The organism is Planotetraspora mira (genome assembly GCF_016863275.1).
Lineage (GTDB): Bacteria > Actinomycetota > Actinomycetes > Streptosporangiales > Streptosporangiaceae > Planotetraspora > Planotetraspora mira.
In genome coordinates this window covers 78,765-95,918 of sequence record NZ_BOOO01000002.1, presented here as the reverse complement: position 1 = coordinate 95,918, position 17,154 = coordinate 78,765, and the positions used below count along the sequence as shown (strand labels likewise).

19 protein-coding genes and 3 tRNA genes are annotated in these 17,154 nt (G+C 66.6%); 10 read left to right on the top strand and 12 right to left on the bottom strand.

Annotated elements, in window-relative coordinates; genetic code table 11:
- Positions 1 to 39: 39 nt before the first annotated feature.
- Positions 40 to 618, bottom strand: a complete 579-nt coding sequence (locus Pmi06nite_RS02235; RefSeq protein ID WP_203951106.1) for an ester cyclase — start codon at positions 616 to 618, stop codon at positions 40 to 42.
- Between the two features lie 291 nt (positions 619 to 909).
- Between Pmi06nite_RS02235 and Pmi06nite_RS02230 the strand changes: the two genes are divergently transcribed.
- The 5 genes from Pmi06nite_RS02230 (at position 910) to Pmi06nite_RS02210 (ending at position 5,459) form a co-directional block, all read left to right on the top strand.
- Positions 910 to 1,788 (top strand): alpha/beta hydrolase, encoded by an 879-nt coding sequence (locus tag Pmi06nite_RS02230; protein WP_203951105.1) that lies wholly within the window; start codon positions 910 to 912, stop codon positions 1,786 to 1,788.
- Positions 1,789 to 1,845: 57 nt separating this feature from the next.
- A complete protein-coding gene (locus Pmi06nite_RS02225; RefSeq protein ID WP_203951104.1) occupies positions 1,846 to 3,048 on the top strand; it encodes a VanZ family protein in 1,203 nt (400 codons plus the stop codon).
- Positions 3,011 to 3,667 carry a class I SAM-dependent methyltransferase gene (locus tag Pmi06nite_RS02220; protein WP_203951103.1) on the top strand — a complete coding sequence of 219 codons (657 nt, stop codon included), beginning with the start codon at positions 3,011 to 3,013 and terminating at the stop codon, positions 3,665 to 3,667. Before Pmi06nite_RS02225 ends, Pmi06nite_RS02220 begins: the two co-directional genes overlap by 38 nt.
- 188 nt (positions 3,668 to 3,855) lie before the next feature.
- The gene (locus Pmi06nite_RS02215) at positions 3,856 to 4,326 is read left to right on the top strand and encodes an ester cyclase (RefSeq protein ID WP_203951102.1); all 471 of its coding nucleotides are present in this window, start codon (positions 3,856 to 3,858) and stop codon (positions 4,324 to 4,326) included.
- A 566-nt stretch (positions 4,327 to 4,892) separates the two neighbouring features.
- Positions 4,893 to 5,459: a hypothetical protein gene (locus Pmi06nite_RS02210; protein WP_203951101.1), complete on the top strand. Its 567-nt coding sequence runs from the start codon at positions 4,893 to 4,895 to the stop codon at positions 5,457 to 5,459.
- A 114-nt stretch (positions 5,460 to 5,573) separates the two neighbouring features.
- Here Pmi06nite_RS02210 and Pmi06nite_RS02205 read toward each other — a convergent pair whose 3' ends face one another.
- The 4 genes from Pmi06nite_RS02205 to Pmi06nite_RS02190 all read right to left on the bottom strand — a co-directional run bounded on the left by Pmi06nite_RS02205 (position 5,574) and on the right by Pmi06nite_RS02190 (position 6,552).
- Entirely contained in the window at positions 5,574 to 6,038 is a 465-nt protein-coding gene (locus Pmi06nite_RS02205) for a hypothetical protein (protein ID WP_203951100.1), read from the bottom strand.
- Positions 6,039 to 6,320: 282 nt separating this feature from the next.
- Positions 6,321 to 6,394: transfer RNA gene (locus Pmi06nite_RS02200), tRNA-His, on the bottom strand.
- Positions 6,395 to 6,396: 2 nt separating this feature from the next.
- Positions 6,397 to 6,469: transfer RNA gene (locus Pmi06nite_RS02195), tRNA-Arg, on the bottom strand.
- A gap of 10 nt (positions 6,470 to 6,479) precedes the next feature.
- Positions 6,480 to 6,552 (bottom strand) — tRNA-Met (locus tag Pmi06nite_RS02190).
- A gap of 317 nt (positions 6,553 to 6,869) precedes the next feature.
- Here Pmi06nite_RS02190 and Pmi06nite_RS02185 point away from each other — a divergent pair.
- Positions 6,870 to 7,664, top strand: coding sequence for a class I SAM-dependent methyltransferase (locus Pmi06nite_RS02185; protein ID WP_203951099.1), 795 nt, complete (start codon positions 6,870 to 6,872; stop codon positions 7,662 to 7,664).
- Between the two features lie 3 nt (positions 7,665 to 7,667).
- On the opposite strand, the gene Pmi06nite_RS02180 is transcribed toward Pmi06nite_RS02185, so the two are convergent.
- From Pmi06nite_RS02180 to Pmi06nite_RS02170, 3 genes are all read right to left on the bottom strand, one after another.
- On the bottom strand, positions 7,668 to 8,498 hold the full coding sequence (locus Pmi06nite_RS02180) for a helix-turn-helix domain-containing protein (protein ID WP_203951098.1): 831 nt from the start codon (positions 8,496 to 8,498) through the stop codon (positions 7,668 to 7,670).
- 283 nt (positions 8,499 to 8,781) lie between these two features.
- Positions 8,782 to 9,291, bottom strand: a complete 510-nt coding sequence (locus Pmi06nite_RS02175; protein ID WP_203951097.1) for a DUF4142 domain-containing protein — start codon at positions 9,289 to 9,291, stop codon at positions 8,782 to 8,784.
- Between the two features lie 19 nt (positions 9,292 to 9,310).
- Positions 9,311 to 9,556 (bottom strand): hypothetical protein, encoded by a 246-nt coding sequence (locus tag Pmi06nite_RS02170; RefSeq protein ID WP_203951096.1) that lies wholly within the window; start codon positions 9,554 to 9,556, stop codon positions 9,311 to 9,313.
- 272 nt (positions 9,557 to 9,828) lie between these two features.
- On the opposite strand from Pmi06nite_RS02170, the gene Pmi06nite_RS02165 reads away from it, so the two are divergent.
- Together Pmi06nite_RS02165 and Pmi06nite_RS02160 are read left to right on the top strand one after the other, a co-directional pair.
- The gene (locus Pmi06nite_RS02165; protein WP_203951095.1) at positions 9,829 to 11,091 is read left to right on the top strand and encodes a serine hydrolase domain-containing protein; all 1,263 of its coding nucleotides are present in this window, start codon (positions 9,829 to 9,831) and stop codon (positions 11,089 to 11,091) included.
- Positions 11,092 to 11,300: 209 nt separating this feature from the next.
- Positions 11,301 to 12,140, top strand: coding sequence for a hypothetical protein (locus Pmi06nite_RS02160; protein ID WP_203951094.1), 840 nt, complete (start codon positions 11,301 to 11,303; stop codon positions 12,138 to 12,140).
- 45 nt (positions 12,141 to 12,185) lie between these two features.
- Here the strand turns inward: Pmi06nite_RS02160 and Pmi06nite_RS02155 are convergent, their stop codons facing one another.
- Together Pmi06nite_RS02155 and Pmi06nite_RS02150 are read right to left on the bottom strand one after the other, a co-directional pair.
- Positions 12,186 to 12,884 (bottom strand): DUF4328 domain-containing protein, encoded by a 699-nt coding sequence (locus Pmi06nite_RS02155; RefSeq protein WP_203951093.1) that lies wholly within the window; start codon positions 12,882 to 12,884, stop codon positions 12,186 to 12,188.
- 110 nt (positions 12,885 to 12,994) lie between these two features.
- Positions 12,995 to 13,981 (bottom strand): D-alanyl-D-alanine carboxypeptidase family protein, encoded by a 987-nt coding sequence (locus Pmi06nite_RS02150; RefSeq protein ID WP_203951092.1) that lies wholly within the window; start codon positions 13,979 to 13,981, stop codon positions 12,995 to 12,997.
- Between the two features lie 372 nt (positions 13,982 to 14,353).
- Between Pmi06nite_RS02150 and Pmi06nite_RS02145 the strand changes: the two genes are divergently transcribed.
- On the top strand, positions 14,354 to 14,869 hold the full coding sequence (locus Pmi06nite_RS02145; RefSeq protein WP_373317240.1) for a SigE family RNA polymerase sigma factor: 516 nt from the start codon (positions 14,354 to 14,356) through the stop codon (positions 14,867 to 14,869).
- Entirely contained in the window at positions 14,866 to 15,417 is a 552-nt protein-coding gene (locus Pmi06nite_RS02140; RefSeq protein ID WP_203951090.1) for a permease-like cell division protein FtsX, read from the top strand. The genes Pmi06nite_RS02145 and Pmi06nite_RS02140 overlap by 4 nt, the downstream gene beginning before the upstream one ends.
- 726 nt (positions 15,418 to 16,143) lie before the next feature.
- Here the strand turns inward: Pmi06nite_RS02140 and Pmi06nite_RS02135 are convergent.
- Positions 16,144 to 16,743: a hypothetical protein gene (locus Pmi06nite_RS02135; protein ID WP_239113511.1), complete on the bottom strand. Its 600-nt coding sequence runs from the start codon at positions 16,741 to 16,743 to the stop codon at positions 16,144 to 16,146.
- 53 nt (positions 16,744 to 16,796) lie between these two features.
- Positions 16,797 to 17,042 (bottom strand): hypothetical protein, encoded by a 246-nt coding sequence (locus Pmi06nite_RS02130; protein WP_203951088.1) that lies wholly within the window; start codon positions 17,040 to 17,042, stop codon positions 16,797 to 16,799.
- Positions 17,043 to 17,154 lie beyond the last annotated feature (112 nt).

The window sequence follows — 17,154 nt, the reverse complement described above, 5'->3', positions numbered from 1 at the left end:
AGGAGCGTCGATCGGCGCTCCGGCCAGGTGATATGGCGCTCAACGTCTCCCGAAGATCCCCAGCGGCCTGTGATGCCGGACGGCATCAGAACGGAGCTGAGGATGCGCGGACTTCGATGTCAGGTCGTCGCCTCCGTCAGGCGTCGACGCTGTCAGGTCGTCGCCTTCTTCGTTCGCCGTCGACCCCGGTTCGAGCTTCTCCAAGCCGAAGCCGAGTTGGCTGTACAGCTCCAACTGGTCGAAGTATTCACGGTGTGTGACGATCTTGCCGTTCTCGGCGTGGGCGGCGCATGTGGCGCGGATGGTGATGCGGCGGCCCGTTCCTTGTATCTCCTGCCCATTCGGCAGAAGGAAGGGTCCCGTATGCGTGCCGGTATAGGTCCATTCCGTCACGGCCGGGTTGTCGCATTCGGCGATCTCGAACCAGGCGGTCCCGTGGAAGTCCGGGAATCCCCTGAAGAATTGCTCGTAGAGCCAGGCGATCTGCTCATGTCCTTCCGCCACGCCTGACGGTGCGACGTAGACGGCGTCCGGACTGTAGCAGTCGAGCACTCCCTGCAGGTCGTGCGCGTTGATCGCGTCGGTCAGCCGATGTTTGAGGTCCCAGTAAGTAAGCACGGACGCCCCCAGGCGAATCGGGCCTAATCGAACCAATATCTCCAAGTTACTCAGTGAGAAGTCGGTCGCCGGTCACGGTTGTATCGTGCGCGCACCATGGGGCGTGTCGTGGTCTCTCGTCCGCTCAAGCCGGGTGTCAACACCGGCAAAACGGTTGCCGCTGGACGATTGCCTCCGTGTGATCGAAACGCGGAGCCGGCCCGAAACAACGCCTGTCCCTTGGGCTCCACCAGCCACGCCACAAGGCGGCCCGGCATGGCTCCAGCCGGATGCCACCTATCATTCGCAGGCATGTCACGAGATCTCGTCAGCGAACTGCGTGAAGATGCGCGCAAGCGAAACGGTACCCGCCCGAAGGGGCCCGACCTGCCGCACGTCGAGGACCTGACCAGCCCTTCGGGGCTGCCGCTACGCCACTACCGCCCTTCCGCCGAGCCGCGCCCGCTGGTGGTGTTCCTGCACGGTGGCGGGTGGGTCTTCTGCGATCTGGAGACTCATGACAGGACCTGTCGCCGTCTTGCCCAGGAGTGCGACGTCGAGGTGCTGGCCGTCGACTACCGGCTGGCACCGGAGCATCCGTACCCGGCCGCGATCGACGACGCCGTCGAGGTGCTCCGGTGGGCCAGGCCGGTGGCCGTCGCGGGGGACAGTGCCGGCGGGTATCTCGCCACCATGGCCTGCCTGCGACTGCGGGACGAGGGCGGGCCGTCGCCTGCCGTACAGATCTTGATATGCCCCAACACCGACCTCACGCTGTCCCGGCCGAGCATCACCGAGAAGGGCACGGGCTACGGGCTCGACGCCGAGATGCTCGCCTGGTTCGCCGCCCAGTGGATGCCCGACTCGGCGGGGCGCCGTGCGGCGAGCCCGCTGCATCACCCCGACCTGTCCGGCCTGCCGACCGCCTTGGTGGTGACCGCCGAACACGACGCGCTGCGCGACGAGGGCGACGTCTACGCCCACCGCCTGGCCGAGGCCGGAGTCCAGGTCACCCACCGCTGTGAACCTGGCCTCGTCCATGGATTCATCCAGGGCATGGATCTGACCAGTTCCGACGCCGCGGCCGCGCACGAGCGGATCTTCACCGATGTCCGGCGACTGATCCCCGTCGCTACCGTCGGCACGGACTTCCGGAACCTCGCGTCAAAGCCGCGAAACCGGATGAACTAGATTTCCAATGATCGATACGGCCGGACGCTCTGGTCTGATCGGGCAGACCGAGAATGAGTGGAACGGAGTCGACCGTTGTTGTCCGACCGGCTGTTGCCCGCCGTGCCGGCGCTGTTCGGCGGCGCACTGCTCGCCGTCATCCTGTTCGTGCCGTTCGTCTTCCTCAGCTATCGGCGGCGCGGGGAGATGGGGCTCGGGGCGGCACTGCTCGCGTTCGGCCTCCTCGTTTACGGGCTCGCGCTCGTCGCCTACACGCTGTTCCCCGTGCCGCGGATCGACGGCACCTGGTGTGCGGCGAACACGGCGATGAGTCATCCGCAACTCGACCCGCTGCGTTTCCTCGACGACATCGCGCGGGAGCGGCGGACGCCGGGACTGCGGGGGCTGCCGGCGAATCCGGCGGTGCAGCAGGTCGTGTTCAATGTGGCGTTGTTCGTCCCGCTCGGCGCGTACGTCCGCCACTACTTCCGGCGCGGTGTGGTCACCGCGGTGGTGGCGGGGGCCGCGGTGTCGCTGCTGATCGAGGTCACCCAGTTCACCGGGAACTGGTTCCTCTTCTCGTGCCCCTACCGGCTGTTCGACGTGGACGACCTGGTCGCCAACAGCCTCGGCGCGGCGGTCGGCGTCATGTTCGCGCCGCTGCTGCACCTGGTCTACGGACGGCATGCCGTCCTTCCCGCGAACGCCGCCCGTCCGCTCACCGCGAGGCGGCGACTGCTGGGGATGCTGGTGGACCTCGTCGCGGTCTTCCTGCTCGGTGGAGTCCTCGCCACCGCCCTCCATCTGGCCGTCCGGTACGGCCTCGGCGCCCAGTTGGCAGCGCAGCCGTGGGGCGCTCTGGCGGACTCCGCGCTGAACCCCTGGTTGCCTGCGGTGCTCCTGCTCGCCCTCCCCTCGCTCGGCGCGGACGGCGCCACGCTGGGGCAGCATGCCGTACGGCTGCGCCGGACCCGCGCGGACGGAACCCGGGCCGGTGCCCGGATCGTCCCTGCGCTGCTGTTCGGAGGTTTCGGCTATTTCGTTCTCGTCGGGCTCGACCCCTTCGTCCCGGCGGCGGGAGGGTTGTCGAATCTGCTGCTGCCGGCCTGTCTGTTGCTCGCCCTGCCGAGGTCGCACCGGGGGTTGTCCGGGCTGGTTTCCGGGCTGACCGTCACCGACTCACGCCGCCGTGGAAAGAGGCCGGCACTATCGCAGGCGACCGAAGACCTGGTGGACTCACGCCATGACGACACTGTCGCCCCGCATCCTTCGAGCACTTGACCGGTTCCATGCCGCCCACCCCTGGGACCACAACGCCCACTACCACCGGTGGATCCTGCGGCAGCTCCCCAGAAGCTTCGACAGCGCTCTGGACGTCGGATGCGGCAGCGGTGACCTGGCCAGACTCCTGACCTCGCGGGCCAGGGCAGTGCACGGCATCGACGTGGACCCCGCAATCGTCGCCCGGGCACGGGAACTCACGCCCCCGGCTGTCCCGGTGACCTTCACCGTCGCGGACGCGCTGCGCGAGATGCCGCCCGGCCCCCACGACGTCATCACCTGTGTCGCCACCATCCACCACCTGCCGTTCAGCGACGCTCTCACCAGATTCCGTCAGCACCTGGCGCCGGGTGGGACCCTGGTCGTCGTCGGCCTCGCCCGCGCTCAGTCTCCCGGCGATCACCTGCTCGGCGCCGCCGCCATTCCGTCGAATGTCGCCATGGCCTGGATCAAGAACAAGGGCCGCAACGCGCCGTGGCCGGCCTCGATGACCGCCCCGACCCGGCCGGCGACCATGATCTTCCCCGACATCGTTCGCGAGTCTCGCCGTGTACTGCCCGGCGCACGGCTGCGCCGACGGCTGTTCTGGCGCTACACACTGGTCTGGCGCCGGCGCTGAAGTGATCCGCGACCTGGTCTGCATCGTGAACACCACCCTGAACCTGCTGGAGGCGGCGCTACATCGAGCGCGACGTTCAAAGGGAAGACGTGGGCAGCGCCAGAAATCACCCATGTTCATCCGCCTTCCGGCTGATGGGCGTGGGCTGAACCTGGAGTACCGCGTTAGCCTGGTTGTCATATGAGCTGGTGACGCTCGCATCGGGGGGAGCGAAGATGATGATCACCGCTCGAGAATTGAAAGATCGAGTGATCGGCGCTCTAAACGATCACGATCTCGAAGCAACCAAGCAGTGCTTCGCCCCGGACGCTGTCTACGTCGGCCCGGTGGGCACGGCTGAAGGGCGCGAACAGATCGGCTGGTATTTCGAGCATCTGCTCGAAGCCTTTCCAGATCTACAGCTCACACCGTGGTGCAAAGTTCCCGTTTGCGATCCGGCTGTTTCGGCTGTCTCGGAGTACGTCATGACGGGGACGCATCTCGGGCCGTTCCTGCTGCCCGGAGGGTCGGCGCTGAAGGCGACTGGGCGTCGCATCGCGGTTCGCGCAGCCGGGATGTGCACCATCGAGAACGGGCTGATCATCAGCGACCGGGAATACTACGATCAGCTGGAGCTGCTGAGTCAGCTTGGCCTACGCGTGCCGGAGGTCGTCGCCTGACCGGCCTCAACCTCGACTGGCCGGCTGAGACCTGTCCGAATGAAGGGTGACCGGGGGGACTCGAACCCACTTGAACCGGGATCACGACCCGGCCCCTCGTCCACTTCGGGATCGGTCACAATGCCTCTGGCTGGACTCGAACCGGCGACCTCCTGCAAAGCAGTTGGCGACATGCGGCCTCTCGACTTTCTCTGGTGCATTCAGTAGCCTCCGGCGGGATGATCAAGCTGCGTATGCATGTGGAAGAGCCGAGCAAGGGGCGGCGACGTTGGTGGGGCGCAATGGCAGTCCTGCTGGCTCTGTGCCTGGCCGGTGCGGCTACGTCGGCCTGCGCCGCGGCTACGGGATCAGGGCAAGCGGGCATGACCCCGCTCTCGCCAGGCACCCCTGCGACGCCTTCACCTGCAGGCTCATCGCCCCGCGTGTGGCCGAGCGACTTCGAGATCCACGCGACGATCCCGATAGCCCCGCAGCCCTCCGCATGGGACTGGCCTGCGGGAAGCCGGGGCGACCTCGTTCGGCGGGCCCTGCTGAGGCGATTCCACGACGCGGGGGTCCTGGACGGGGTGCCAGCCGAGGCGCTGCCGTACACCAGCGAGCGGATCGCGGACATGGGCCAGACGCAGATCGGCGCCCCGCCTGTCGACCACCCGGAGTGCCGGCAGTGGACCCAGGGCGTTTGGAGCACCGTCACCTCGCTGAAGAAAGAGCCCGACGGAGTGCTTGGCGCTGCCTTCCTCGTCGACTCCACCAAGGGCGCCTTCGGTGGGCCGGTGCTGAGCGAGTCGATCGTGTACGCCTCCGGACCCGCCCTGGATCACCTGGCGGCCGGCCCACCCGATTCATGTGCAACCGTGCGCTTGACCGACGGGCAGAAGTCGTGGACGCACCGCTACGAGCAGGTCGCGCTACCGCGCCCTGCGGGCGCGAAGGCGTACCGGTTGTGGGACCCATCCGGAGCCAATCCGACGACTTGGGCTGCCCTGGTCCGTCACGGTGACTACCTCATCGAGGTGCGCCTCATCGTGCTCCCCTTTTCAGCAGACGATCCCGACGACCTCGCCGGCGAGCGGGCCATGCTTACCGACCTAGCCAGTCAGGCATACGCAAGGGCCGCGTCGATCCTGGACTGACAACGGCTGGCCGCCGTACCCGAGGCACGCAAGGCACATGTGCAATGCACGGATGTGCACTGCACTGCACTGTGCTGCTGGGCTGGGCAACCCGGAAGTCACTCAGTTCGACACTCAGGTGGCCTCATCCAACTGTTCGGCCAGCCGGTCCAGGCCACCTCTGATGAGCTGCCCATACTCGTCGTCGCCAAGTGCGCCGATCTGGGCCCGCGCCTGCCGGAGGTGCTCACGGGCGCGGCCGAGATCGCCCAGCTTGCGATAGCACTCGCTCACATTGAGGTGCAGCGACGGATATAAGCCAGCCACTGAAAGCGTCACCCCAGCTTGGCCCACCCGCTCATCGGTGACCAGATCGGCGGCGGCGAGCGCGCGCAGATCCCACATCAACTCCTGGTGCATGTCGTCCTGCACGTCGGCCATCGAATGGGCAAGGACGCAAACATGCAACGGGTCGCCTTGCTCGCCACCGATGTCATCCCAGATCTGCTCAAACAAGTCGCGAGCGGCTTCACGCTGACCTCGGTGGTGATGCAACTCCACACCCTGGCCGATCCGGGCCATCGTTGGATCGGTGACCATGAACTGCTCCTTCACCGGCGCGGCAGTCGCGGCCAGCCTACTTGCCTTACGTGGCTTAACGACCTTCAAGTGGCTGACCAGCTAGCAGTGGAATGCGCATGAACGGATCGTCGGGGACGGTGTCGACCTGGGGGAGTGGACGCCGCGAGACCTGCGCCTCCGTCACCAATTGCAACCAGCTCTGCTGCTGATCAGGTGAACCGCAAGCTCCGGCCGCCGCCGTCAGCAGCCAGAGCTGTCGGCATCATCGGACCGTCGCACTAGCACGCCGGTTGAATAAAGGGTGACCGGTGGGACTCGAACCCACTTGAACCGGGATCACGACCCGGCCCCTCGTCCACTTCGGGATCGGTCACAGTGCCTCTGGCTGGAATCGAACCAGCGACCTCCTGCTCCGCAAGCAGGCGCGCTTTCCACTGCGCCACAGAGGCGTGAAAGGAGTAGCGGGTGCGGGAATCGAACCCGCCCGGAGCGGCTTATGAAACCGCCGGGCACACCAGCGCCCTCACCCGCCGGGAACCCGCCGGGTGATCGAGGAGCCGCTCAGGACCGGGTGGTCCGAGCCGGCCTCGCCGCGGCGGGCATCACATGTGGGTGTCGAAGCGCATGCGCATTCGGCGATGGACGCGGTGACCACGGCGACGGCAGTGATGGTGGCGCAGCATGACCCGCTCCTTCCGAAGGCTCAGGCGGTGTCGAGTTCGAGCATGCCGCCCCGCCACCGGCGGCGGCAACGGGTTTTCCACGGAGATCGCGAGGCCCTCGCCGCAGCGGACGTCGCCGCCCGAACTCGGTTGAATCGGGCGGCGACGGTTCGGCATGCTCGGCGTCATGACGGAGTCGCGGCAGCTCGCACCGAAGATCATGGACTACTACCTCCAGGGCAAGGAGGACGGCCGGCTGCGGTCGGGGCGCGGCCGGCTGGAGTTCTGGCGAACCCAGGACGTGCTGCGCCGCCTGCTGCCGGCCGTACCGGCGCGCATCCTGGACGTCGGCGGCGGCAGCGGTGTGCACGCCGAGTGGCTGGCCGCCGACGGGCACCGGGTGGAGCTCGTCGACCCGGTGCCCGCGCACGTCGAGCAGGCGTCAGGTCTGCCCGGCGTGATCGCCCGCGTGGGCGACGCGCGGCACCTGGACGAGCCGGACGGCTCCGCCGACGCAGTCCTGCTTCTCGGCCCGCTCTACCACCTGACCGAGCGGGCGGACCGGGTTCGGGCGCTGGCGCAGGCGCGCCGTGTCACCAGGCCCGGCGGGCTGGTCGTGGCGGCGACGATCGCCCGGTGGGCCGCGGTGCACGACATGATCCGCCTGGGTCGGTATGCGGAGGAGCATGTGCGGAGCGCGGTCGACGAGTCCGCCCGCACCGGGACGCTCGACGGAGACGCGAGCGTGGGCTTCACCACCGCCTATTTACACGACCCCGGCGAGGTCCTCACGGAGTTCGCCGACGCCGGTCTGCCCGGAGCCGAGCGATACGCGCTGGAAGGCGTGTTCGCCCTCTACGCGGAGGAGTGGCTGGACGATCCCGGACGCAGGGCCCTGCTGCTCGACGTCGCCCGCCGTACGGAGAACGAGCCGGAGCTTCTCGGATTCGGGCACATGCTCACCGTCGCGAGGGTGAGCTGAAGATCACCCGGCGATGGCGACCCGGCTCTTCAGCCTGGTCAGGGCTTCCTCTGAGGGGCTGCCCGGCTCCGCCTGGAAGATGAACAGGTCCTGGCCGGGGCAGCTGTTCACGGTGAAGGCCTCGTAGGAGAGGGTCAGGTCGCCGGCCAGGTAGTGATGGAAACGCACGGAGTCGGTCGTCTTGGCCCGAACGTCGTGGCGGGCCCACATGCGCCGGAAATCCGAGCTCTCGCGGGAGAGTTCCTCGATGAGCTCGATCAGGAGGGGATCGTCGTGGTCGGCCGCCGCGGCGGCGTGCAACTGGGCCGTCTTCGAGGCGGCGTCCTTCTCCCAGTCCCGGTAGAAGACGCGTGCGTCGGGATTGAGGAAGGTCAGCCGCAGCAGGTTGTCCCTGTAATCGAGCCCTTCGTAGAGGGCTTCGCCCAGGGAGTTGCCGCCGAGCACGTCCAGCCTGCGGTTCACCACGACCGCGGGCGTGTTCCGCCAGCCCAGCATCAGCCGTTCCAGGGTCGGGCTCACCCGGTCCGTCCGCCCCTCCGTCGTGCGCTTGATCACCTTCGGGCGCGCGAGTTCGTGGAGATGGTCGGTGGCCCAGGCGTCGAGCTGGAGCACCTGCGCGAGGGCGTCGAGCACCTGATCCGACGGGTGGCGCTCTCTGCCCTGTTCCAGCCGGATGTAGTAGTCCGTGCTGACGCCGGCCAGCATGGCCACCTCTTCACGGCGCAATCCCGGTGTCCGGCGACGATGATCGCCGTGTGAGAGACCTACTTGATCGAGGGTGGTGGTCTGACGTCGAGCACGGAGGAAGTCTCCAAGGAGCCTGTCCGTGTCCACCTTGACCAGGGTACGCGGCGGCCGGTTCGTGAAAGTGGCCCTGATACTCCTATGCAGGCTGTCATCCCGGACTCGTCCCAGGCATCCACAGTGCTGTGGCTCAGCCTGTGGACAACGTTGTGGGCAACGTCTGGGGACCTCCCAATAAATAGGCGGACATGCTGGGGATATCTCTGTGGAAAATATTCTTTGCAGTCGACCCGGCGAGCGCGCGGGATGCCTGCAATATGCCTCTGACCAGGATCTTTACCGCTATGTCACATTCTGGTCTCGCTGATCGGGGTCAGCCGGTCCGGATGTGCTCCAGCAGCTTGAGGTGCGACTCGACGACCGGCTCGGCGTCGCGGGCGAGTTGCATGACCTTGTCCGAGGAGCCGTCGGTCTGCTCCTTCGCGATGGCCGCCAGGTCCTCCTTGTGTTCGGTGATCTCGGCGGCCACCCAGGCCGTGTCGAGTTGGGTGCCCCTCATGGCGGAGAACCTCCGGAGGTCCGCCCGCTGGGTGTCGCCGGGTTCGCCGGGCAATCGGACCCCCACCTCGTCCGCGACCCTCCGTACGTGCTCGTCGAGCTTGGTGTGGTCGTCGACGAGCGTCGTCCCGGCGTCGCGGACGGCCTTGCCGGCCGCCTGCGTCTCGACATGACGTCCCGACTGGATCTCCGCGAGGTTCCCCTCGTGCACCGCGACGAGGAACGACCTGTCCTGGTCGTTGACGTCGGGAGCGGCGGCGAGGCCTGCGGTCCCGCCCGCGAGCGCGATCGCCAGGGCTGCCGGCAGGACGATGATTCGTCTCATTCTGGATCCCCCCCCAGGGCTAGTAGCGGGTCCTGGCGCGCATGCACCGCTTGACGAACTGGTGCTTGCCGACGGCGTACGTGCAGCACCGGTAGGGGCCTGTCCACCAGCAGCGTCGCGCGGTGGCGGAGGTGCCCGTCGGAGCGCTCACCGCGGCCGCGGCCCCGGAGCAGGGCACGGAAGCCGGCGACGCCTCGACGGGCGTGAGCGTGAGGGCCGTGAGCAATGCCGTGCCGAGAAGCAGGAATCGAGGCTTGCTGCGCATGGGCGCCTCCTCCCGATCGGGGCCACGTCTTCGCCGACGGCGCGGTCAACCCGAAACGGTCAAATGGGATATTCCCGTCTCGTTGCGCGTGGACTCGAAACGCCGGCGAAGAGGATGGGGCCCCAGCTTCACGGGGTGTGGCCTGGTCGGGACGCCCGCCTGTCACCATTCCCGATTCGCTCGGATCGGTGATGTGGATCAGGCATCGCATGATCGCGAAGTCTCCCTAAGATGCTGATCTACCTGACAGATCATCAAATAGGGGGTTAAGGGTGGTATTGCTCAGCCGAAGGAGCCTGCTCAAAGCGGCTGCGGGGACGGTGCCCGTCCTCGTGGCCGGCACCCTTCCCGACCGGTCGGCCGACGTGCTGGTCACCGGCGTCGTCCCCACGGCTCTCGCCGGACTCGACACCGTGGTGAAGACGTACATCGCCGAACGCGGCATCACCTGTGCACAACTCGCGGTCGCCAAGAACGGCAAGCTCGTGCTGGCCCGCGGGTACGGCACCTACACCACGCCCGCGCCGCCCGGTGAACAGCAGTTCCTCGCGCGCGTCCAGCCGACCAGCCTGTTCCGGATCGCCAGCCTGAGCAAGCACATCACTGCGACCGCGATCCTGCGGCTCGTCCAGGAAGGCAAGCTCAGCCTCTCGGCCCCGGTCACCACGCTGCTGGGCCTGTCCACGGCCGGCGACTCCCGGTTGAAGGACGTGACCGTGCTCCGCCTGATGCAGCACCTCGGGGGCTGGGACAGGAACGTGAGCGGCGACCAACTCTGGCTGGACCACACGATCTCGGCCGTGCTGGGCGTCCCGCTTCCGATCAGCCAGTCCGACATCGTCGCGTACGCCACGCCGCGACCCCTCGACTTCGCGCCCGGCTCGAAGATGGTCTACAGCAATTACGGCTACCTCCTGCTCGGCCAGATCATCGAGAAGGTGTCGGGCATGAGCTACGAGTCGTACGTGAAGCAGAAGCTTCTGACGCCCGTCGGCATCAGCCGTATGAGCATCGGACACAGCCTGAGAGCGGAGGCCTCGGCGAGCGAGGTGGGCTACTACTCCCAGTACACGAACACCACCGTCATGGACGATTCCCGGACCGTGGTGCCGTACCCGTACGGCGGGTTCAACATGCCCAACCAGGGTGCCAACGGCGGCTGGCTCGCGTCCGCCGTCGACCTGGTGAAGTTCTCCGGCGTCTTCGACGCGGCGGGGCCGGTGCTCAACTCCGCGTCGATCGCGACGATGGTCGCCAAGCCGGAGATCGGGATGAGCGCCGACGGTTCGTGGTACGGCTGCGGCTGGTACGTGCGCCAGGTGACCGGCCACCTCAACACCTGGCACAGCGGCTCGATGCCGGGGACCTACACCTATCTGGCGAGGCTCCAGAACGGCATCACCTACGCCGCGCTCTTCAACCGGCGCGAGGAGACCGGCACTCTCGACTACGACGTGCTGAGCGCACGCATGAACGAGGCCTTCGGGAAGGTCACCACCTGGCCGACGACCGACCTCACCTCGCAGTACTTCTGACACCGGTTCCCGGTGATCACCGGCCCGAGCAGCCGGACCCGTGGCGTATGCGCGTGGTCAGGCTGCTCGGAGGCTCTTTCTGCCAGATAGGCAGATGATAAGAAGATTTCGTGGAGTTACCGATTTTGTGCGCCCGCTGTGGGACACATTTCCAGTCAGGAACGGATATACCGCCCACCTCTTCGCTTTTCGAGTTCGATCCTCGCAAGATGCCATTGGGTGGCATTCCCAGGGCGGGCGAACCGTGCCCGATCTGTGGATTCCTGAACGGTTCAGAAGCGATACGGGACACCCTTGCGATCATCTACACCGTCCGCACCGCCGCTCTGCGGCGTGAGGAGACCGCGAGGCTCGCGGCGGCGATCGACGCGCTTCGAGAGAGCCAGGCCGGCGTGGAGGAGGCGGTCGCGGCGCTGGCCGACAGAGAACCGAAGGTGTCGGGGCTTCGCCGAGTGATTCCGCGGGGTCAGGGAAACACCGTGGCCTTTCTGGCGCTGCTGGTCTCCTGCCTCACCCTGGCGGAGAACATCCTGGGGGATCTGCCGGCGCTCAAAGAGGTGTTCAGGGAGGATGGCAGCTCACTCGACGTCCTCGCCTATCCCCGGCTGTACATCGCCACACAGGGTGAGATGACCAAGGTGACCTTCACCGGAAGAGCGAGACTGCGGGACGGATTCTCGCTGTTCGCCATTCCCCTTTCCAATACTCGTGTCGGCATGGGTGCCCGAGGGCCGATGAGGGGCCAGATCGCCTGTCACCACATCCCCGTCGTGGCGTCCATGTGGCACTGGCGTTTTCCACGGCCCTTCCCGGGGCTTCAACTGACCAGAGTCGACCTCGTTCTCCTGCGAGCGGGAAGTGAATCAGAACGCCGCGTCAAACGAACGTGCGCGCGTACCCGAAACGCCACCCTTACGCACGAGGAACTGGCTCTCGACTCGATCTCGTTGACAGGTCCGGCCTTCCGGTGGTCGAACACTCCCGGAGAGGAGCACCGGACGATGTCCGTGCCGCCAGGCCGCCCTTTTTCGCTGCTCAGATTCAACTGAGTGCCCCGTGTCACCTACGACACGGGGCCGCGGAAGCCGACCGGATCAGGCGGCGGCGACTTGCTGCGCCGCGATGCTCCGACGCGCCTCTTGGAAACGGCTGATCTGCAGGACGACCATGGCGGCCAGGACGGCCGCGATGACGAACAGGGCGTCGGTGACGACGCCGACCAGCACCGCCTGCCTGATCGACTCGAGGTCGTCAGGATTATGGAAACCGTTGGACACCACCTTCGACGCCCAGACCGCCCCCAACCAGGCCAGCCACCACGCCCAGATGAGGCCCGAGCGCCGCGCTGCCGCGAAGCTGGGCGCCAGGTGCAGGCCGCCCGGCCTGGACGAGGCCCAGATGTCATCCATGATCTGCTTCGGGAACCAGAAGCTGACCACCGGGACGACCCAGCCGAAGAACAGCCACGGTGTAGACAGCCGGTGCGGCCACAGGGCCAGCGGTTCGGCGTTCTTCCTCGCGCGGTAGAGCCAGACCAGGAACGCGGAAATGGCGAGGATGTAGGCGACGTACTGGACCATCGCCACTGCTTCGGCGATCGAGTCCCCGGCCTCGATATCGGCGATGTCCACCGATTCCGGGTCGGCGGAGTATTCGCTGATGAGGGCGACGCGCTGCACGCCCACGACAGATGCCGTCAATGCGACAAGGGCGTTCAGGGCCAGGGCGACGGAGGCCGCGACGGCTCGCCCATGAATGGGGCGCAGAGCGATGGGGGGTGGTGCGGGGTACACGAGATACTCCTCTATCAGGACAGAACGGGCGTAAATATCCCGTACCTTCAGGTTTCCTGACAATGGGTTTCTGGTGCGCGGCCCTTTCGTGATCACCTCGGCCCGGCTGCTCACTCGGTGTTGTGCTCTGCCGAGAGGGACTGAGGCAGTGCCTGCTGGATCGCGACGACCAGCTTCCGGCTGTTGTCGAGAGCGGCCTGGAGCCCTTCCGCGGGGGTGGTGTTCGCGCGCTGGTGGAGGACGACGCCGAGGATCAGCCGGGTCCTGCCGCCGGCCTCGGTCTCCGCCGCCCACATCAGGGCGCCGCCCGCCGGGGTGCTTGAGCCGGTCTTGAGGCCGATCACGCCGGACGTGCCCAGCAGCGTGTTGGTATTGATGATCGTGCCCGGAACTCCGGGGACCGTGATGCTGGGCTTGGCGACGATCGAGCGGAAGACCTGGTCCTTCATCACCTGCCGGGCCAGCTTCAACTGGTCCACGGCGGTGCTCGTGGTCGTCGGCTCGATGCCGCTCGCGCCGGTGTAGGTGGTGTGAGTCATGCCGAGGCTGACGGCGGCCCGATTCATCTTCGCCACGAAGGCTTCCTGGCTGCCGGCGTCCCATCGAGCCAGCAACCGGGCGATGTTGTTGCCCGAGGGGATCAGCATCAGTTCGAGCAACTGCCGCTCGGTGAGCTCCAGACCTTCCCTGACCGGCGCGCTGGATTCCTCGAGCGAAAGCGACTCCTCGGCGGCGGCTTCGTCGACCTTGATGACCGGGCCGGATTGGGTTCCCCGCAGCGGGTGGTTCTTCAGGATCACGTACGCGGTCATCACCTTGGTGACGCTCGCGATGGGCACCGGCTCCCGCTCGCCTTGCCTGCCGAGGCTGCCGAGGCCTTCGACCTCCACACTCGACTGCCCCTCCGCCGGCCACGGCAGTGACATCGCGACGACCGCGCCCTCCACCTCGCTGGAGCCCTGGCCGACGCAGCCGGAAACGGCGACGGCGAGCGCGGCGACGGCCAAGACCCGTGCCGTGGTGCGCATGGCGGTACGGAGCCGGCGACCCTCCCGGCCGGGCGAACTGGATCCGCCGAGCGGACGGGTAGAGCACATGGCAAAGCACCTCCAGGAGACCGGTGCGCCGAAATCGCGCACGTCAGCCACCCTGTGCGGTGCAGGTGTCCATGCCGTCGAGGGCGTGCGTTCGCGAACGCTCGGCCGCGTATCAGCCGTGTATCAGCTCTCGAACCGGTCCACGCCCTCTAGATGGAGCATGGCGAGCACGCCGGTTCCACACAGTTCGATGCAGGTCTGGCACTGCGAACGAGCCGGTCACGGCCTGGACGTGATGCTCCGGGGTCTACGCCGCGTGCATCGGACGCAGGAGCGCCTCAACGACGGAGCGACCGGCTGATCCTGAAAGATTTCCGAGTGACCAGAGCAGCGGACGAGGCTTCGGCGCGTCTCTGTCATGTGGAAGTCGAACTGCTCTCCCACGGAGAGCCTTCAGCCCGGGATCGGGTCGACGTCGCGGTGTTGTTCGCCGATCACCATCTGGGCCTGGTGCGGCTGGCGCTCCTCATGGTCGGGGACCTGTCGACGGCGGAAGACGTGGTGCAGGACGCGTTCGCCCGGACCCACGCCGGACGGCGGCGATTACGTGATCCCGATCGGGCTCTCGCCTACGTGCGGTCGGCAGTGCTGAACGGCTGCCGATCGGTGTTGCGCCGAAGATCCGTCGCGTTCCGGCGGCCTCTGCCGTACGAAGCGCCGATCTGGTCCGCCGAGAGCGCCGCGATGCTGAGCGAAGACCGGCGCGAGGTGTTGCTCGCGCTCAGCGGCCTTCCCCGCAGGCAGCGCGAGGCGATCGTGTTGCGCTACTACTTCGACCTCTCTCATCAGGAGATCGCCGCCGCGATGGGTGTCGGTGACAGCTCCGTGCGCTCAGCCATCACCCGTGGGCTTGCCGCCCTCGGCCGTCAACTCGGTGAGGACACATGATCGACCAGCGGCTACGCGAGGCCCTCTCAGAGGCGGCCCAGACGGCCCGCCTCCACTCGATCCAGCCACTCCGCACCCCGTCGAAGCGCCCCAGGCCGAGGGTCTTTCTCCTGGTCGCCGTCCCCACGGCGATCGCGATCGGCGTCCTTGTTCTCGTACGGCTCACGCCTCCCCCGATGGAAGCGGCGACGAGCGGCCCACCCCCTCGGCTCTCGGCCTTCCTGTGCCTGAAGAACGACGCCTTTCCCCGGTGTAAGGGACGTAGGGAGGCAACCATCGACGAGCGCCGGAGGATCGAGCAGGTCCTGAGGTCGCTCCCTCAGGTCGCATCGTTCAAATTCGAGGATCAGGGGGAGGCCTACCGAAACTTCCGCGCCAAAATCGTGGCCTCGGCCGATCCGCAGGAGCGGGAATTCCTGGCCTCGGTGAGACCCGAGGAGGTGCCTGCGTCTTTCCGGGTCAAGGTCAAGTCCGCGGCCGGCCTGGCAGCCGTCGCCAGGGCCGTAGAGGGTCTGCCCGGAGTCGCGAACGTTGTCTCGGGACCGTGAACATCTGGCAGCCGGGAAGCGCAGCGCTTTCCCGGCAACGGGTTCTTCGAGCGTTTAGTGCTTGTGAACCGCTGGTCGCGGGCGGGGGCGAGCGCAGCGAGCCCTTGAACCAGTAAAGATGGGATCAGAGTGCTCTTTGGGCTGCTCGACCAATTTCTCGCAGAGCGAGAGGTCGCCGCACAATCCTGATGGCGGGACGAGAGGCGCCGGAACCCCGTGATACGACCTGCGGAAACGCGACCAACATCATCCCCCGTATGTGCCGGGAGCAGGGGCATACGGCGGGGTTTCTGCTGCATGCCCTTGCGATGGTGATCAGGAGAGCTTCGCAGTTCAGGCGGTGTTTCCCTGATCAAACTTGGTAGGGCGGGTGGGACTTGAACCCCGACCCACGGGTTATGAGTGGAATGGATCTTGTTAGGGGAAGGGGCGGCTGACCTGCAGTGCGACACGGCTTCGATCCCGTCTTGTCGACGGCGTTCCGCATATGTTCCGGATCTTGAATACTGGCCCTCGTACTAATGCGGACCGGAATGATCCGCCGGCCCGAACCGCTGGAAGCGGGCCAGGGAGCGCCACGGCGATCGGCTCACCGCAGCGCCGCAAACCAAACCGCATTAGCAGCTCGGATCATGACCGTCCAGATCAGTCGCACCTGGACCAACACCGCTCGGCGCTCGTCCTGGAACGGGGTGGTACGGCGGCGAACTGCAAGTAGAACTGCAACTACGGAGCAGAGGCCACAGGAGGGATGACCTCGATGATGAGCGCCGTGCCGACGAGAGGCACTCCCTCGTGCATGGTGACCTCGTCGCCCGGCTTGAAGAGCTGCCAGTGCTCGAAAGTGAACGGTGCCAGTCTCACCGACGCACACCCACCCGGCTGCAGAGGATCACGTCCTTCGACCCAGAGCCCAGCGACGCAGAACAGAGGATCTCCTTCGGGTGTGCGAAGGCCGACGTCCCACAACGGCTTGAGGACGTGGCCGGGAGGCACGGACAGCGCACGACCTCCATCCTCCCTGCGCGCCAGGCAGAGCTCCGCCAGAACGGCACCAACGCGGGCCTCACTCGCCCGCCATTCGCACCAGGCGACATCTCTCTGCAGCCACATCAGGCGAGCGGCCTCGGCCAGCAGACTCCAGAACTCGGGCGGCTGAGGATGCGCATCCCCCAGGTCTTCGAGAAGCAGGAGAGCCATCTCCCACTCGTCATACTTCAGGTAATCCAGCACGTCGGCCACGCTGAGGCCGGCCTCCTCGGTCCTAACGTCGGCGGGACACATCCGGGCGGCCTGGAGGAGAAGGGAATCCTGGGAATCCACCATCTGATTGTGGTCGATCCTGGCTCGTGTGCATCAGGCCATCGAGCCAGGACTTTCTATTTACAAGGTTCCCAAACGATCTCCGAGCGCGTCCAAATCAGTTCGCGGTGCTGGTCGTCGACACCGCGGCTGTTCAGACCAGTACGGCTCGATTCGGCATTGTCCGTTCCGGTGGCTCCCAGGGTGGGTCCCAAGAACCGGACGATGGTGCCGCCGACCCGTACCATCGTGGAATGTTGATCTGGGAAGGATGCACCGACATGGATATCAATGCCATCCTCCAGACCCACGAGGTAAGTCATCTACCGCATGCCTATCAGGACTGGCTTCGGCGGTACGGCCGCGGCCCAGGGCACGACCCGGTCTTTCACAGGCAAGGTGGTGTCGCATACATGCCCGAGGCTCTCGAAAATC

What these genes read in the sequence shown, in the direction of transcription:
- Pmi06nite_RS02230 (WP_203951105.1), top strand. Translation starts at nt 910, where the DNA reads ATGTCACGAGATCTCGTCAGCGAACTGCGTGAAGATGCGCGCAAGCGA.
- Pmi06nite_RS02220 (WP_203951103.1), top strand. Translation starts at nt 3,011, where the DNA reads ATGACGACACTGTCGCCCCGCATCCTTCGAGCACTTGACCGGTTCCAT.
- Pmi06nite_RS02205 (WP_203951100.1), bottom strand. Translation starts at nt 6,038, where the DNA reads ATGGTCACCGATCCAACGATGGCCCGGATCGGCCAGGGTGTGGAGTTG.
- Pmi06nite_RS02185 (WP_203951099.1), top strand. Translation starts at nt 6,870, where the DNA reads ATGACGGAGTCGCGGCAGCTCGCACCGAAGATCATGGACTACTACCTC.
- Pmi06nite_RS02175 (WP_203951097.1), bottom strand. Translation starts at nt 9,291, where the DNA reads ATGAGACGAATCATCGTCCTGCCGGCAGCCCTGGCGATCGCGCTCGCG.
- Pmi06nite_RS02170 (WP_203951096.1), bottom strand. Translation starts at nt 9,556, where the DNA reads ATGCGCAGCAAGCCTCGATTCCTGCTTCTCGGCACGGCATTGCTCACG.
- Pmi06nite_RS02160 (WP_203951094.1), top strand. Translation starts at nt 11,301, where the DNA reads ATGCCATTGGGTGGCATTCCCAGGGCGGGCGAACCGTGCCCGATCTGT.
- Pmi06nite_RS02150 (WP_203951092.1), bottom strand. Translation starts at nt 13,981, where the DNA reads ATGTGCTCTACCCGTCCGCTCGGCGGATCCAGTTCGCCCGGCCGGGAG.
- Pmi06nite_RS02140 (WP_203951090.1), top strand. Translation starts at nt 14,866, where the DNA reads ATGATCGACCAGCGGCTACGCGAGGCCCTCTCAGAGGCGGCCCAGACG.
- Pmi06nite_RS02135 (WP_239113511.1), bottom strand. Translation starts at nt 16,743, where the DNA reads ATGGTGGATTCCCAGGATTCCCTTCTCCTCCAGGCCGCCCGGATGTGT.
- Pmi06nite_RS02130 (WP_203951088.1), bottom strand. Translation starts at nt 17,042, where the DNA reads ATGACTTACCTCGTGGGTCTGGAGGATGGCATTGATATCCATGTCGGT.